This is a genomic window from Pseudomonas sp. GW821-FHT09C08 (assembly GCF_059418125.1).
The window spans coordinates 76,374-90,683 of record NZ_JBWKPG010000011.1; the positions used below are offsets into that span (position 1 = coordinate 76,374).

Here is a 14,310-nt window from a genome sequence, read left to right on the forward strand (position 1 = left end):
TACAGGTGTTGGTTATTGCGCGGCAGGCAGCAGGAATCGTGCGATCACCGGCAGATGGTTGGAAATACGCAAGGTATCCTCCTGCCGCACCTTGGCCTGCACCCGTTTGATCCGTGGGCTGTAGAACAGGTAATCGAGCGTGCGATCCGGGCCTTCAATGCTGGGATCATTCGGGAAGTGCGTCAGCCATTTCTCACGGTCAATCCCGCTCGATTCGCTGTTACTCGGGATCATCGGGTACTTGTCCCACAGCAGATGCAGCTCGCTGTCCGGCGAATATTGCCCGCGCTTCCCGGCGTCCAGGCGCAGGAATTGCCCCAGGGGCAGCAGGTTGAAATCGCCGCCGATCAACCAGGGCGTGCCGCGACCTTCGAACTTATCCAGCAACTTGACCGTGGTTTGCACCTGCGCCTGCACCGCGCTGCGGCCCGGGGCGTCGCCGTCCAGGCGGGTGTTGAGCACTGCCAGCTGGCCGCCATCACTCAGTGGCAAGTAGGTCAGCAGCAAGGCGGGCTTGGGCTGGAACTGACGGCTGATGAAGTTGGCGTCCGGCGCCGGCAATTGCAGGCGTTCGGCGTGTTCGATCTGGTAGCGGCTCAGGGTCGCCAGCTTGCGGCCGACGCTGCCGAAGATATGCCGGTCGGGGACGAAGTCGGCTTTCCAGTCGAAGGTCTGGGCGCTGCAGGGGTAGAGGTCGACCAGGCGTTCCTGGAGCAGGGCCAGTTGGTCCTGGTAGTGGGACGGCTTGGCGTTTTCGTCGAGTTCCTGCAGCAGCAGGATGTCGGGTTGTTCGTCGCGGATCACCCGCGCCACTTCGTCGAGGCTGGCGGCCATGTCTTCCACGGTGGGGCGGTCGTCGGGGCCGCTGCCGTCGGTGGTGTCGTACCAGAACACGTAGTTCTTGCCGGCCAGGTATTGCACGTTCCAGGTCATGACCTTGAGCGCCTGCCCTGGCAACAGGGTCGGCGCACGCGGCGCAACACAACTCACGGGCAGGATTTCCTTGGGCTCGGGGCGCCAGGTCAGGCTGTAGATCAGGGCCGTCAGCAGGCCTGCAATGATCAACAGGCCCAGCAAGGTTATGCGCAATAAACGGGTCATCGGCTCGGCTTATAGCGTTTCGGGAGTGGCACGGAGCATATCACCGCGCGTCGGCATCGCCACCGATCAGCATGAATAAACGAAACAGCACCACACTGGTAAACAGCTGCAGGAAGCTGTGCGCGCTGTCGATCAGCACGCCGAGCAACGGCGCAGGCTCGGGATAGGCCGCCACACTGGCGCCCTTGAGCAGCCACAGCGGTGTCATCACGCACAACAGGCACACCAGGATCCGCCAGAAATGCCCACGGGTCAGGCGGAAGCTTTCTTTCATTGCCTCCAGCGCCGGCATGCTGCGCAGTACCAGCAGATACTCGGCAAACGCCAGCACCACCATCAGCCACAGGCCCGGCAGGAAATACAGCGACAGGCCAAGCAGAATCAGCAAGGTGCTCATGGCCGTCAGCAGGGCGAAGCGCGGCCACAGGGTCAGCGCCATCGCCCACACATCCTTGGTGCGCGGCGATTCGCCCCGGGTGCGGGCGTCGAGAAACAGGATCAAGGCGCCGGTGTACAGCGGGTACACCAGCAATCCCACCACCACGCTGTAGCCGGGGAAGGCATCCGGGCCCAGCGTGTGGTCGAGCACCTGTTGCAGCAGGGCCTCCAGGATGACCAGCGGCAGGCATAGCTGAACGATGGCACCCAGGTTGTTCCGGGTAAAACGGAAAGAGTCGCGCAATACGTCTAACGGATTCATCAGGTTCATCGCAGGCCTGGAAACAAGGGCGACACTTTAACCGATCAGGGTTGCAGGGACGCAAACGTAAACCTTGAGTAAAGACCATTGAAACAACTGGTAACAGCCCCATAACTAGAGTGCACCTGGCCTGATCACAGGCAGTACCACGATTTCTACCGGCAATCTAACGAGGTCGCCATGAACAGCGAAGAGCAAACCCTGATCGATGGACTGTTTTCACGGTTGCAGCAAGCCGAAACGGACTCAGCCCCCCGCGATGCGCAAGCAGAAGCGCGGATCAAGGAGCACATGACTCGCCAACCGGCCGCCGGGTATTACATGACCCAGTCGATCCTGGTGCAGGAACACGCGCTCAAGAGCCTCGACGCGCAGAACAAGCAGCAGGCGCAGCAGATCCAGCAATTGCAGGAGGAGCTAGAGCGCGCCAAGTGGTCGCAGCCAGCCCCTGCAAGCGGCGGCGGCTTCCTGTCGAGCATCTTTGGCGGCGGTTCCCGCGACCCGCAGCCAAGCCAGAGCGCCCCGGCTTCGTCGGGTGGCTGGCGTGAACCGGGCAGGCCTGCGTTTGGCCAGCCTGCGCCGCAGCAGAACTATGGCGCGCCCCAGCAGAACTACCAGCAACCGCAGCAGGCGCCTGCGGCCCCGATCGGCAGCGGCTTCCTCGGCGGCGCACTGAAAACCGCTGCAGGCGTGGCCGGTGGTGTAATGCTGGCCGAGGGCATCAGCAGCCTGTTCCACCACAACCAGCAGCCGCAGGTAGTGGAAGAAATCATCGAGCAACCGGCGCCGGCCAGCGACCAGGGCGGCTGGGGCAACGATGACCAGCGCTTTGCCGGCAATGATAGCGACAGCTGGGGCAGCAACAACGCGGACAGTTTTGCCGACAGCGACTATTCCGACGACTCTTCTTCCTTTGGCGACGACGATTCCTTCGTCTGACCTGCACTCAACCGGGGCGCTGCGTCGCCCCGGTCTGATTTTTCCCGGAAACGTTCTCGTGACTGGCATACTGGCACCCTTTCCGGGCGCTGGCGCCTGGCTGTCATGAGGAAGTGCGGTGAAGAAAATTGCAGTGTTCGCCGATGTACAAAACCTCTATTACACCGTCCGCCAGGCCTATGGTTGCCATTTCAACTACGCCGCCCTGTGGGCTGATATCAGCGCGCGCGGGCAGATCGTCGAGGCCTATGCGTATGCCATCGACCGAGGCGACAGCAAGCAGCAGCAGTTCCAGCAGATCCTGCGCAATTTGGGCTTCACGGTGAAACTCAAGCCGTATATCCAGCGCAGCGACGGCTCGGCCAAGGGCGACTGGGACGTGGGCATCACCATCGACATCATGGACGCCGCCGACCACGTCGACGAAATCGTGCTGGCCTCCGGCGACGGTGACTTCGACATGCTGCTCGACCGCATCATCCACAAGCACGGCGTCGAAGCCGTGGCGTATGGCGTGCCGGGGTTGACGGCCAACTCGTTGATACGCGCTGCCAGCCGCTACGTGCCGATCGAAGGCGCGTTGCTGCTCAAATAAGCGCTACGGCTCAATAAATAGTTAGACGGAGTTGGAACAGGTTTGGAACGTATAGCGGTCATCGACTTTGAAACCACCGGCATCACCCCGAGCAGCCACTGCCGGGCCACGGAAATCGCCGTGGTCATCCTCGAACGTGGCCAGATCGTGGACCGTTACCAGAGCCTGATGAACGCTGGCGTGCGCGTGCCCGGCTTTATCGAACAGCTCACCGGCATCAGCAACGCCATGCTGCGCAGCGCGCCGCCGGCTGAGCGGGTGATGAACGAAGTGAATGAATTCGTCGGCACCACGCCGCTGATGGCGCACAACGCTGCGTTCGACCAGAAATTCTGGGATTACGAACTGGGCCTGATCCGCCGCACCCGCCTGCAGAAATTCGCCTGCTCCCTGCTGCTGGCGCGCCGTCTGATGCCGTCGGCGCCGAACCACAAACTCGGCACGTTGAATGCCTTCGCCCAGCTGCCCCACACCGGCCAGGCTCACCGGGCGCTGGCGGATGCGGAAATGGCCGCCAACCTCACGGCGCACCTGGCCCAGGAACTGCGCCGCACCCACGGATTGCGCGAATTGTCCCACGACCTGCTGTGCACCTTGCAGAAAGTGCCGGCGGCGAAGATCAATGAGCATCTGAAGAAACATCGCGGGTTCTGATAGAACAACGCCGTTCAAATGTGGGAGGGGCGGTGTTCATCGAGGCTGCACACACTCCAGCGCCCGATCCACCACCCCCTTTGCCATCTCCACCAAATGCATCACCGCCCGCTGCTGCACATCCATCGTTTTGCCCGACGAGTGCGCAGAGCCCACCGCGCAATGCGGCAAATCCGCCGCGCAAATGAAAGAGAGTGGTCTTGCTGGCCATTGAAACAACCGCTCTTTTTGGGGGCGCTTATCTGCTTTCTGAATAGTCAGTAGGCTTAGCCTTGCTGTCCTGTCGGACCATTCTGGATTTTCCCTTCTCCCGTCTATACCCCTTCGCTGCGACCTAAGATCCCGGCTGTCATTTACGTAGAGGGACTACGTCATGCAGGAAAGCGATCTTCACACAGCAATCAGGCGAAGCCAGTTTGAGCTCCAAGGCAGCGGCATCGATTTCGGCTCAACTTCAAGCATGGCGTTTCATTAGGGAAACACGATGACAAGTTGCCCGGCAGTCATGGTTTTACCTCATTCGCCAGGCTGGACCCATGGCGCCAGTTACCAGTTACTCAAGCCCGTTCATGCGGACTCCTCGGTGCCGAGCACCACGTTTGACGAACTTTGGAAATGTACCCAGCAACACTATGGCTTGACGGCCGCAACGGTTCTCACTGGCGCCGCCGGCATACCTATAAACAAAATTGCCGTGGGCACTTGGGTTCATGTTGGCTCTAGCAAAACGACGAACCTGGCGAGTCTCATCGGAATGCGCTTTTTCCCTCGTACATTGATCAGGCAACCCACGGTGGCCAGAATGGCGAAAGCAACGTTTGGCACCGTCCGGGTATTTGGCATTATTGGACGGGGCATTCCTTTCCTTGCTGCGGGGTTGGCTGTCTTTGATCTAATCAGTATTGGCAAGTGCGCCTATGAGGCAAGAAATGGTAGGTAGCCCGACTAGAGCCGAGATCAGCGAAAAGGTGATTCAGCTATTCGTCGATATCATCGGTTTCATCGACCGAAGTCAGGTCACCGAGCAAACGGACTTCATCCATGACTTCAAGATTATTGATGATGATTTGACCTGCTTTGTCATGCAGATCAAGTGGCAATTCAACTTGCAAGCGACGCAGAAAGATTGGGATCACATCACCACCATCGAGCAGGTGGTCGATTTGATTGTTCAACGCTCACAGCTGTGTTGAAGCAACTGACGTCATCGCGGGCAAGCCCAGCTCCCACAGTTGACCGAGTTGCCCGGACTGTTATGCGGTCTAGTGTGGGAGCTGGCTTGCCTGCGATGGCGTCGGTAGGGCCTACCTGCAAGTCAGGGAATAAACGCCATCACTGATGCTGGTGATCCCGAACCGCCTTCCAGTCCTAGTACACCTATCACTAACGTGGCGCCCTTGGCCGGAAGCCGGTCGAGGTGGGTCAGGCACTCCAGCACAATCCCGTTTCCCGCCAACACGGCGTGGTTTGTCGCGAAGGCGGTGCTTTGCCCTGGATCAACCCCGTGGGTATCAATGCCAACCCCGGCAATCTGGCGCTGTTCGAGCAAAAACCGAATCGCCGCTTCACCAATCCCAGGGAAGTGTGAGCCTTGCGCGTCCTGCCCAAAAAACGCTATCGGGTCGTTCCAGAGGTGTTGCCAGCCGGTGTACATCAGCACCACCGAGCCAGGTTCGATAAGCCCGTGCTGACGTTCCCATGCTTCAATATCCAGTGGGCTGATTTCGTAGTCTGGATTGCTCTGGGTTTTACCGTGCACATCGATCACTACGGCGGGCCGCACCAAGTCTTCGGGTCGATAACCATCAATCCCCATTCCACCAGCATAAAAACTGTTCGGCGCATTCATATGCGTGGCGCTATGTTCACCCATGCTGAAACGCCGAAGGAAATAGCCGTCCTTGTCCCGTGACGCGACGTCTTCAAACGCCACCGGCGGGTCCCCCGGCCACAGCGGAATACGCGGGGAGATCGGGTGACTGAGGCTGAAGACCTTGCTGGGCTTATCCACCATTTTTGCCCTCCAACTGCCCCAACGGCACCCGCCGCTCTATCGCGCTCGACAAGATGATCGAGGTCTTGCTGAACCCGAACTTCGCCACCCGGTTGATCAAATTCTCCAACTCCGGCATCGAGCCCACCGCTGCCTGCATGATCACGCACGGATCGCCCGTTACACGATGGCATTCGGTCAGTTCGGGGATTTCGGCCAGGGCATCGTAGACCTTCTGGCTGCCGTGGTTGGTCAGTCTCAGTTCCATCACGCACTGAATCGGCAGGCCGACTTTGGATAAGTCCACCTTGGCCTGATACCCGGTGATCACGCCGCTGGCCTCCAGCTTGGCCACGCGTTCGGCGACGGCGGGGGCGGAGAGATTTACCGTGCGCGCCAGTTGCGCGTAGGAAGCGCGGCCGTCTTCGAGCAGGGCGCTGAGGAGCATGCGGTCGTATTTGTCCATGATAAGGCTCCAGGAGCGCGTGGCTTTCGAAAGTAGGGTTTATAGCCCTGATAACCATGTTTTGAAAAGTGTACTGGCGGATTAAACAGGTTTTGTAACTTATGTTTAGGCGCCTGCCTTTTTAGAATAAGCCTCTCTCATTTCTGCCATAGAGCTGCCCAATGCCAGGCCCACGTCGCTTTCCCTTACCGTTGATCGCCGCTTTTTTTGCGTTGTATGTGATTTGGGGCTCCACCTACCTGGTGATCCGCATCGGCGTGGAATTCTGGCCGCCGCTGATGCTGGGTGGGATTCGCTTCCTGGTGGCGGGGGCGGTGATGTATGGCTTCTTGCGTTGGCGCGGGGCGCCAGCGCCGACCTGGGAGCAATGGAAAGCAGCTGCCAAGATCGGCATTTTGCTGCTGACCTTCGGCAATGGCGCGGTGAGTGTGGCCGAGCACACCGGCGTCTCGTCCGGTGTGGCGGCGCTGGCGGTGGCGACCGTGCCGCTGTTCACCTTGCTGTGCGGTTATTTCTGGGGCGCGCGTAATACCCGCCTGGAATGGGCGGGCGTGATCCTGGGGATGATCGGCATCGCCATGCTCAACATGGGCAGCACGTTGCAGTCGAGCCCGATGGGCGCGGCTTTATTGTTGTTTGCCGCGGCGTCGTGGGCGTTCGGTTCGGTGTGGAGCCGGCGCCTGCCGTTGCCGCCGGGGGCAATGGCCAGTGCGGCGGAAATGCTGGTGGCCGGCGTGACGCTGTTGATCGCCAGCGCGCTCACCGGCGAGCACCTGCAAGCCATGCCGCCGCTGGAAGGCTGGCTGGCCCTGGCGTACCTGGCCGTGTTCGGCTCGATCATCGCCTTCAACGCCTATATGTACCTGCTCAAGCATGTGCGTCCGGCGGCGGCGACCAGCTATGCCTACGTCAACCCGGCGGTGGCGGTGTTGCTGGGGATCGTGTTCATCGGCGAGACCATCGGCCTGGAAGAATCCCTGGCGATGCTGGTGATTATCAGCGCGGTGCTGTTGATCAGCCTGCCCCAGTGGCGCAAGCCCAAGCCGGAAATAAGGTAAACTGCCGCGCATTACGCCCTTGCGCTGAATTTTTCCTACGGTAAACACATGACTTTCGCCACACTTGGCCTGATCGAACCCTTGCTGCGCGCCCTTGAGACGCTTGGCTACCAGACCCCGACGCCGGTGCAGGCGCAAGCCATTCCGGCGGTGCTGGCCGGTCGCGACCTGATGGCTGCGGCCCAGACCGGCACCGGCAAGACCGCCGGTTTCGCCGTGCCGCTCCTGCAATTGCTGACTATGGAAGGGCCCAAAGTCGCCGCCAACTCGGCCCGCGCACTGATCCTGTGCCCGACCCGTGAACTGGCCGAGCAGGTTCACGCCAGCGTTGCCGAGTACGCCCAACACCTGCCGCTGACCACTTACGCGGTGTACGGCGGCGTGAGCATCAACCCGCAGATGATGAAGCTGCGCAAGGGCGTCGACATCCTGGTCGCCACGCCGGGCCGGCTGATCGACCTGTTCCGCCAGAACGCGCTGAAACTCAACCAGCTGCAGACCCTGGTGCTGGATGAAGCCGACCGCATGCTCGACCTGGGCTTCTCCGAAGAACTGGCGAACATCTACCGCATGCTGCCGAAGAAGCGCCAGACGCTGCTGTTCTCGGCGACCTTCTCCGATGACATTCGCGTGCTGGCCGGGCAGATGCTCAACGACCCGCTGAGCATCGAGGTCAGCCCGCGCAACGTCGCCGCTAATACCGTGAAGCAATGGGTGGTGCCGGTCGACAAGAAGCGCAAGCCCGAGCTGTTTGTGCACCTGATGCGCAAAGGCCGCTGGAAGCAGGTGCTGGTGTTCGCCAAGACCCGCAATGGCGTGGATGCGCTGGTGGATAAGTTGCAGGGCCTGGGCATCAATGCCGACGGCATTCATGGTGATAAACCCCAAGCGACCCGCCAACGCGCGCTGGACCGTTTCAAATCCAGCGAAGTGCAGATCCTGGTGGCCACCGACGTGGCGGCCCGTGGCCTGGACATCGAAGACCTGCCGCTGGTGGTCAACTTCGACCTGCCGATCGTGGCCGAGGATTACATCCACCGCATTGGCCGTACCGGCCGTGCGGGTAACACCGGCGAGGCGATTTCGCTGGTGTGCGCCGATGAAGTGAACATGCTGTCGGCCATCGAGATGCTGACCCGTCAGACCTTGACCCGCAAGATGGAGCCGGATTTCGAACCGGAACACCGCGTGCCGGACACCGATGCCAGCGGGCAGGTAGTAAAGAAACCGAAAAAACCGAAGAAGCCCAAGACCTCCGGTGGTGGCGGCAAGCGCAACCTCGGCAAGTGGGTGGACAGTGGTGAGGTGGCGCCGGCGGAGCCGTCGATCAAGCCGGTGCGCAAGGTCCCGGTTTTTAATACCGGGCCGCGTAAGAAGAAGTAACTGACCTTTGTGGTGAGCGGGCTTGCCCCGCGTTGGGCCGCGAAGCGGCCCTAAAACCTGCAAGCGCGAGTTATCTGTTAAAACCCTGCGGGTTTATTGGGGCTGCTTCGCGGCCTAACGCGGGGCAAGCCCGCTCGCCACAAGCCACTCCAACATCCCGCGCCCGGCTGCTCGTCCGCTGGCAAAACACCCCGTCAGCAAATACCCGCCGGTCGGCGCTTCCCAGTCGAGCATCTCCCCTGCGCAAAACACCCCCGGCAATTGCTTGAGCATCAACCGCTCATCCAACGCCTCGAATGGCACGCCACCGGCGGCGCTGATCGCCTCATCCATCGGCCGGGTTTTCACCAGGGTCAGTGGCAGCGCCTTGATATCAACCGCCAACTGCGCCGGATCATGAAAGTGCTCCGCCGGGGTCAACTCGCGCAGCAGCGCCGCTTTCACCCCATCCAACCCCAACTGACTGTGCAAATGCTTGCTCATCGAGCGCGAGCCACGTGGCTTGGCCAGGGCGGCCTGGACCTTGTCCAGCGGCTTGCTCGGCAGCAGATCGATATGCACGGTGGCCGCGCCGTCACGGTTGATGGCTTCACGAATCGGCGCCGACAGTGCGTAGATCAGGCTGCCCTCGATGCCCGTCGCGGTGATCACGCACTCGCCCAGTCGAGGCTTGTCATCCGCCATGCCGATAGCGACGTTTTTCAGCGGCGCGCCGGCGAATTTGCTCACCATCAAATCGCTCCAGGTCGACACCTCGAAGCCGCAGTTGCTCGGTTGCAGCGGGGCGTAGGGCACGCCACGGTCTTCCAGCAACTTGAGCCACGCACCATCGGAGCCCAGGCGCGACCAGCTGCCGCCGCCCAGGGCCAGTAGCACGGCATCGCTGTGGATAGTTTTTTCGCCGTCAGGGCTGTGGATAAGTAAGTCGCCCTCGGCATTCCAGCCGAGCCAGCGATGGCGGGTGTGGATAACCACGCCCTGGTCACGCAGGCGCTTGAGCCACGCACGCAGCAGCGGCGCGGCTTTCATGTCGGTAGGAAACACGCGACCGGAGGTGCCGACAAAGGTCTGGATGCCCAGGCCGTGAATCCACTCGCACAACGCCTCGGCGCCAAACGCGCGCAGTAACGGCGCCATCTGCGGCGCGCGCTCGGCGTAACGCGACAGGAACGCCGGGTACGCCTCCGAATGGGTGATGTTCATGCCGCCCACGCCCGCCAGCAGGAACTTGCGCCCCACGGAGGGCATGCCGTCATACAGGTCGACCCGCACGCCTGCCTGGCTCAAAACTTCGGCGGCCATCAGCCCGGCGGGGCCGCCGCCGATAATGGCAACGTGGGAGGGAGCAGTAGCGGACATCAGCAGGCCTGGTGAAAACGAAAGGGCGCCCATTGTAAGCAATGGCGCGCAATTGTGGGGGGGAAGGATCGTTGTGATCGGCGAGCACGCTTTCCATGGCGAGCACCCCTCCCATAGTGACCGCGCTTCCTGTGGTGAACGCGCGTCCTGTGGCGAGCGGGCTTGCCCCGCGTTGGGCTGCGAAGCAGCCCCAAACCCTCAACCCCCGTTCTAACTGACAGAACGCGACGCCCCAAAAAGGGGCTGCTACGCAACCCAACGCGGGGCAAGCCCGCTCACCACAAGGAAGCCGGCGTGTCTGATCAGAAAACGTACAGTTTCCTACACGCCATGCGTGGGTTAGCTTTCAGACGCTTACGCTCAACTTATCCACAGGCCGTTCCACAGGCATTGTGGGTAACGCTCACACTTCAATGACAGCCTGATGACGTCCATACCCGTTGCGCGCTGTGATGCAGGATGCCGTGACGACGCGCCAGGGCAGGGCGGTCCTTGCTGTAGCCGCCGCCGATCACGCCCATCACCGGGATGTCGCGGCCCAGGCAGTGGCGCATCACGGCTTCATCGCGGGCGGCGACGCCGGTGTCTGTCAGCTTGAGGTAACCGAGGGCGTCGTCCTTATGCACATCGACGCCGGCGTCGTACAGCACCAGGTCGGGTTGGTACAGCGGCAGCAGGTAGTTGAGGGCGTCATCGACCACCTTGAGGTACTCGGCATCGCCCATGCCCATGGGCAGCGGGATGTCCCAATCGCTCTGGGCCTTGCGCGCCGGGAAGTTCTTTTCGCAGTGCAGCGACACGGTGATGGCATCCGGGGTGTCGTGGAGGATGCGGGCGGTGCCGTCGCCCTGATGCACGTCGCAGTCGAAGATCAGCACGCGGTTGACCCGGCCGCTGGCCAGCAGGTAATGGCTGATTACCGCCAGGTCGTTGAAGATGCAGAAGCCCGCCGGGTAATCGTAATGGGCGTGATGGGTGCCGCCCGCCAAGTGGCAGGCAAGGCCATGTTCGAGTGCCTGCTCGGCCGCGAGGATCGAGCCGCCCACCGCGCGCACGGTGCGTCGGGCCAGGGCTTCGCTCCAGGGCAGACCTAGGCGCTGCTGGTCTTCGCGGGCCAACTCGCCACTCATGTAGCGTTCGATATAACCCGGTTCATGAGCCAGGGCGAGAATATCTGCCGGACACAGCTGCGGGCGCAGCAGTTGGCTGTCCTCGGTCAGGCCGCTGGCCACCAGGTGGTCACGCAACAGACGGAACTTGTCCATCGGGAACCGGTGGTCCGCCGGGAACTCGGGGCTGTAGTCATCGTGGTAGATCAATGGCAAAGGCATGGGATTTTCTGACAGGAATCTGCGAAGGATCTTAACAGCGCTGTACACTCACGCACATGGCAAGGGAGGGGACCCATGGAGCCGATACTCGAACTGGAAAGTGCACGCCTGCTAATGCGCCCATGGCGTGACAGCGACCTGCCGGACTTTGCACGCATGTGCGCCGACTCGCAGGTGATGCGCTATTTTCCGGCCAAATTGAGCCACCTGGAAAGCGCTGCGCTGATCGGGCGGATTCGTGGCCATTTCGCCGAATACGGCTTTGGCCTGTGGGCCTTGCAGCGCAAGGACACTGGCGAATTCATTGGCCTGACCGGGTTGCAGAATGTCAGCTTCGAGGCGGGTTTCACCCCGGCGGTGGAAATCGGCTGGCGCCTGGCGCGCGAGCACTGGGGGCTTGGCTATGCCAGCGAGGCGGCGTGGACGGCATTGCGCTGTGGGTTCGACCGCTTGCAGCTGGATGAAATTGTCGCCTTCACCACGGAGGCCAATCTGCCATCACAAAAAGTCATGCAGGCCATCGGTATGCATTACGATCCGCTGGCAGATTTCGAACACCCCAAGGTCGCAGCCGATGATCCGCTGCGCCCGCATGTTTTGTACCGCATCACCCGCGCCCAATGGTTGGACACGCTGCACGGGTAGGAGCTGGCTCCTACAAGTAGAAAAGAATTGCTCTGAGGAGAGTGTGAATGAGCCAAGTATTGGAAGATCTGGTGGACTTGCTGACCCTGGAGCCGATCGAGGAAAACCTCTTTCGCGGCCGCAGCCAGGACCTGGGTTTTCGCCAACTGTTCGGCGGCCAGGTGCTTGGCCAGTCCTTGTCGGCCGCCAGCCAGACGGTCGAAGAAGCGCGGCACGTGCATTCACTGCATGGCTACTTCCTGCGCCCCGGCGATGCGAAATTGCCAGTGGTGTATTCGGTGGACCGCGTGCGTGACGGCGGCAGTTTCAGCACGCGCCGCGTGACCGCGATCCAGAAGGGCCACCCGATCTTCACCTGCACCACCTCGTTCCAGTACGACGAACAAGGCTTCGAACACCAGACCACCATGCCCGTGGTGGTCGGTCCGGAAAACCTGCCGTCGGAGCTGGAGCTGACCCAGCAGCGTGCGCACCTGATCCCCGAGCACATGCGCGACAAGCTGCTGTGCCCCAAGCCGATCGAAGTGCGCCCGGTGACCGAGAAAGACCCGTTCAACCCGCAGCCGTCCGACCCGGTCAAGTACGTGTGGTTTCGCGCCGACGGTGCCCTGGCTGACGCGCCGGCGCTGCACAAATATTTGCTGGCCTACGCCTCGGACTTCGGCCTGTTGACCACTTCGCTGCTGCCTCACGGCAAGACCGTTTGGCAGAAAGACATGCAAGTCGCCAGTCTTGACCACGCGCTGTGGTTCCACGCCGACCTGCGTGCCGATGACTGGTTGCTCTACGCCATGGACAGCCCGTGGGCCGGCAACTCCCGGGGTTTCTCGCGCGGCAGCGTGTATAACCGTGCCGGGCAATTGGTGGCGTCGGTGACCCAGGAAGGGTTGATTCGCCATCGCAAGGATTGGGCATGAGCCTGACGGACGTTAAGCATTGGGTATTCGACATGGACGGCACCCTCACGGTGGCCGTGCATGACTTTGCGGCCATTCGCGTGGCCCTGGAGATTCCGCCCGAGGACGACATCCTCACTCACCTGGCTGCATTGCCTGCCGACGTGGCAGCGGCCAAGCATGCCTGGTTGCTGGAGCATGAGCGCGAGCTGGCGCTGGGTTCCGTCGCAGCAGAGGGTGCGGTGGAGCTGGTGCGAGAATTGGCGGGACGCGGTTATCGCCTCGGCATCCTTACCCGCAATGCGCGGGAGTTGGCGCATATCACCCTGCAAGCGATTGGCCTGGCCGACTGCTTTGCCGTCGACGACGTGCTGGGCCGCGATGATGCACCGCCCAAGCCCGATCCAGGCGGCCTGCTGAAACTGGCCGCAGCCTGGGATGTGGTACCGAGCGAGATGGTGATGGTCGGCGATTACCGCTTCGACCTCGACTGCGGCCGCGCAGCGGGCACGCGCACGGTGTTGGTCAACTTGCCGCAGAACCCGTGGCCGGAATTGGCAGATTGGCATGCCACAGACTGTGCAGTGCTGCGCCAAATGATCCAGCCCTGAGCCCTGTTGAAGCCAGCTTGAGCCGGGGATGGCGGCGTGTCAGTCGATCTGTTTTCAACTGGCCCACCGCTTTCGCAGGCAAGCCAGCTCCCACATTTTGACCGTGGTTGTCAGGTAGAAAATCGCTCGCCACAGATCTCACTAGCAACCCCCCGATCCCCTGTGGGAGTTGTCGAGCCTTAGCGAGGCTGCGAAGGCGGCCGCATGGGCGGTAGAGGCGTTGGCTGACCCACCGCTTTCGCAGGCAAGCCAGCTCCCACATTTTGACCGTAGTTGTCAGGTAGAAAATCGCTCGCCACAGATCTCACAGCCCACCCCGCGATCCCCTGTGGGAGTTGTCGAGCCTTAGCGAGGCTGCGAAGGCGGCCGCATGGGCGATAGAGGCGTTGGCTGGCCCACCGCTTTCGCAGGCAAGCCAGCTCCCACATTTTGACCGTGGTTGTCAGGTAGAAAATCGCTCGCCACAGATCTCACAGCCCGCCCCGCGATCCCCTGTGGGAGTTGTCGAGCCCCAGCCAGGCTGCGAAAGCGGCCGCATGGGCAATAGGGGGGTTGGCTGACCCAACGCCATCGCAGGCA

Annotated in this window: 15 protein-coding genes and 1 pseudogene; 9 read left to right on the forward strand and 7 right to left on the reverse strand. The window is 61.6% G+C overall.

The window, feature by feature from the left end; all coding sequences use genetic code 11:
* Window positions 1-12: 12 nt before the first annotated feature.
* Window positions 13-1,101 carry an endonuclease/exonuclease/phosphatase family protein gene (locus AC07OJ_RS27495; protein ID WP_495095578.1) on the reverse strand — a complete coding sequence of 363 codons (1,089 nt, stop codon included), beginning with the start codon at window positions 1,099-1,101 and terminating at the stop codon, window positions 13-15.
* A gap of 40 nt (window positions 1,102-1,141) precedes the next feature.
* The gene (locus tag AC07OJ_RS27500) at window positions 1,142-1,801 is read right to left on the reverse strand and encodes a YciC family protein (RefSeq protein ID WP_065910342.1); all 660 of its coding nucleotides are present in this window, start codon (window positions 1,799-1,801) and stop codon (window positions 1,142-1,144) included.
* Between the two features lie 180 nt (window positions 1,802-1,981).
* Between AC07OJ_RS27500 and AC07OJ_RS27505 the strand changes: the two genes are divergently transcribed.
* The 3 genes from AC07OJ_RS27505 to AC07OJ_RS27515 all read left to right on the forward strand — a co-directional run bounded on the left by AC07OJ_RS27505 (window position 1,982) and on the right by AC07OJ_RS27515 (window position 3,989).
* A complete protein-coding gene (locus tag AC07OJ_RS27505) occupies window positions 1,982-2,740 on the forward strand; it encodes a DUF2076 domain-containing protein (protein ID WP_495095579.1) in 759 nt (252 codons plus the stop codon).
* A 118-nt stretch (window positions 2,741-2,858) separates the two neighbouring features.
* Window positions 2,859-3,335 carry a LabA-like NYN domain-containing protein gene (locus AC07OJ_RS27510; protein ID WP_034117765.1) on the forward strand — a complete coding sequence of 159 codons (477 nt, stop codon included), beginning with the start codon at window positions 2,859-2,861 and terminating at the stop codon, window positions 3,333-3,335.
* A 42-nt stretch (window positions 3,336-3,377) separates the two neighbouring features.
* Window positions 3,378-3,989: a 3'-5' exonuclease gene (locus tag AC07OJ_RS27515; protein WP_495095580.1), complete on the forward strand. Its 612-nt coding sequence runs from the start codon at window positions 3,378-3,380 to the stop codon at window positions 3,987-3,989.
* Between the two features lie 36 nt (window positions 3,990-4,025).
* Here the strand turns inward: AC07OJ_RS27515 and AC07OJ_RS27520 are convergent.
* Window positions 4,026-4,169, reverse strand: a pseudogene (locus tag AC07OJ_RS27520) (DUF3077 domain-containing protein); the annotation flags it as partial.
* A 749-nt stretch (window positions 4,170-4,918) separates the two neighbouring features.
* Here AC07OJ_RS27520 and AC07OJ_RS27525 point away from each other — a divergent pair.
* Complete coding sequence (locus tag AC07OJ_RS27525) at window positions 4,919-5,182, forward strand: acyl carrier protein (protein WP_257236358.1); 264 nt, start codon at window positions 4,919-4,921, stop codon at window positions 5,180-5,182.
* A gap of 122 nt (window positions 5,183-5,304) precedes the next feature.
* Here the strand turns inward: AC07OJ_RS27525 and AC07OJ_RS27530 are convergent, their stop codons facing one another.
* Both AC07OJ_RS27530 and AC07OJ_RS27535 read right to left on the reverse strand, forming a co-directional pair.
* The gene (locus AC07OJ_RS27530; protein ID WP_282396885.1) at window positions 5,305-6,003 is read right to left on the reverse strand and encodes a cyclase family protein; all 699 of its coding nucleotides are present in this window, start codon (window positions 6,001-6,003) and stop codon (window positions 5,305-5,307) included.
* A complete protein-coding gene (locus AC07OJ_RS27535) occupies window positions 5,993-6,448 on the reverse strand; it encodes an Lrp/AsnC family transcriptional regulator (RefSeq protein WP_065910132.1) in 456 nt (151 codons plus the stop codon). The genes AC07OJ_RS27530 and AC07OJ_RS27535 overlap by 11 nt, the downstream gene beginning before the upstream one ends.
* A gap of 161 nt (window positions 6,449-6,609) precedes the next feature.
* Here AC07OJ_RS27535 and yedA point away from each other — a divergent pair, with 161 nt between their 5' ends.
* Entirely contained in the window at window positions 6,610-7,506 is an 897-nt protein-coding gene (gene yedA / locus AC07OJ_RS27540) for a drug/metabolite exporter YedA (RefSeq protein WP_495095581.1), read from the forward strand.
* A 48-nt stretch (window positions 7,507-7,554) separates the two neighbouring features.
* The gene (gene rhlE1 / locus AC07OJ_RS27545) at window positions 7,555-8,889 is read left to right on the forward strand and encodes an RNA helicase RhlE1 (RefSeq protein WP_065910135.1); all 1,335 of its coding nucleotides are present in this window, start codon (window positions 7,555-7,557) and stop codon (window positions 8,887-8,889) included.
* Window positions 8,890-9,003: 114 nt separating this feature from the next.
* Here the strand turns inward: rhlE1 and AC07OJ_RS27550 are convergent, their stop codons facing one another.
* Together AC07OJ_RS27550 and AC07OJ_RS27555 are read right to left on the reverse strand one after the other, a co-directional pair.
* Entirely contained in the window at window positions 9,004-10,248 is a 1,245-nt protein-coding gene (locus AC07OJ_RS27550) for a TIGR03862 family flavoprotein (RefSeq protein WP_495095582.1), read from the reverse strand.
* A gap of 410 nt (window positions 10,249-10,658) precedes the next feature.
* On the reverse strand, window positions 10,659-11,579 hold the full coding sequence (locus tag AC07OJ_RS27555) for a histone deacetylase family protein (RefSeq protein ID WP_495095583.1): 921 nt from the start codon (window positions 11,577-11,579) through the stop codon (window positions 10,659-10,661).
* A gap of 75 nt (window positions 11,580-11,654) precedes the next feature.
* Here AC07OJ_RS27555 and AC07OJ_RS27560 point away from each other — a divergent pair, with 75 nt between their 5' ends.
* The 3 genes from AC07OJ_RS27560 to AC07OJ_RS27570 are packed head-to-tail and all read left to right on the forward strand — an operon-like array spanning window position 11,655 to window position 13,731.
* A complete protein-coding gene (locus AC07OJ_RS27560; protein WP_120450052.1) occupies window positions 11,655-12,224 on the forward strand; it encodes a GNAT family N-acetyltransferase in 570 nt (189 codons plus the stop codon).
* Between the two features lie 47 nt (window positions 12,225-12,271).
* Window positions 12,272-13,141, forward strand: coding sequence for an acyl-CoA thioesterase II (gene tesB, locus AC07OJ_RS27565; protein WP_065910141.1), 870 nt, complete (start codon window positions 12,272-12,274; stop codon window positions 13,139-13,141).
* Window positions 13,138-13,731, forward strand: a complete 594-nt coding sequence (locus AC07OJ_RS27570; protein ID WP_065910143.1) for an HAD family hydrolase — start codon at window positions 13,138-13,140, stop codon at window positions 13,729-13,731. Before tesB ends, AC07OJ_RS27570 begins: the two co-directional genes overlap by 4 nt.
* Window positions 13,732-14,310: the final 579 nt, after the last annotated feature.

Coding starts and splice junctions, on each gene's coding strand:
- AC07OJ_RS27495 (WP_495095578.1), bottom strand. CDS start 1,101: ATGACCCGTTTATTGCGCATAACCTTGCTGGGCCTGTTGATCATTGCA.
- AC07OJ_RS27500 (WP_065910342.1), bottom strand. CDS start 1,801: ATGAATCCGTTAGACGTATTGCGCGACTCTTTCCGTTTTACCCGGAAC.
- AC07OJ_RS27505 (WP_495095579.1), top strand. CDS start 1,982: ATGAACAGCGAAGAGCAAACCCTGATCGATGGACTGTTTTCACGGTTG.
- AC07OJ_RS27525 (WP_257236358.1), top strand. CDS start 4,919: ATGGTAGGTAGCCCGACTAGAGCCGAGATCAGCGAAAAGGTGATTCAG.
- AC07OJ_RS27530 (WP_282396885.1), bottom strand. CDS start 6,003: ATGGTGGATAAGCCCAGCAAGGTCTTCAGCCTCAGTCACCCGATCTCC.
- AC07OJ_RS27535 (WP_065910132.1), bottom strand. CDS start 6,448: ATGGACAAATACGACCGCATGCTCCTCAGCGCCCTGCTCGAAGACGGC.
- yedA (WP_495095581.1), top strand. CDS start 6,610: ATGCCAGGCCCACGTCGCTTTCCCTTACCGTTGATCGCCGCTTTTTTT.
- rhlE1 (WP_065910135.1), top strand. CDS start 7,555: ATGACTTTCGCCACACTTGGCCTGATCGAACCCTTGCTGCGCGCCCTT.
- AC07OJ_RS27550 (WP_495095582.1), bottom strand. CDS start 10,248: ATGTCCGCTACTGCTCCCTCCCACGTTGCCATTATCGGCGGCGGCCCC.
- AC07OJ_RS27555 (WP_495095583.1), bottom strand. CDS start 11,579: ATGCCTTTGCCATTGATCTACCACGATGACTACAGCCCCGAGTTCCCG.
- AC07OJ_RS27560 (WP_120450052.1), top strand. CDS start 11,655: ATGGAGCCGATACTCGAACTGGAAAGTGCACGCCTGCTAATGCGCCCA.
- tesB (WP_065910141.1), top strand. CDS start 12,272: ATGAGCCAAGTATTGGAAGATCTGGTGGACTTGCTGACCCTGGAGCCG.
- AC07OJ_RS27570 (WP_065910143.1), top strand. CDS start 13,138: ATGAGCCTGACGGACGTTAAGCATTGGGTATTCGACATGGACGGCACC.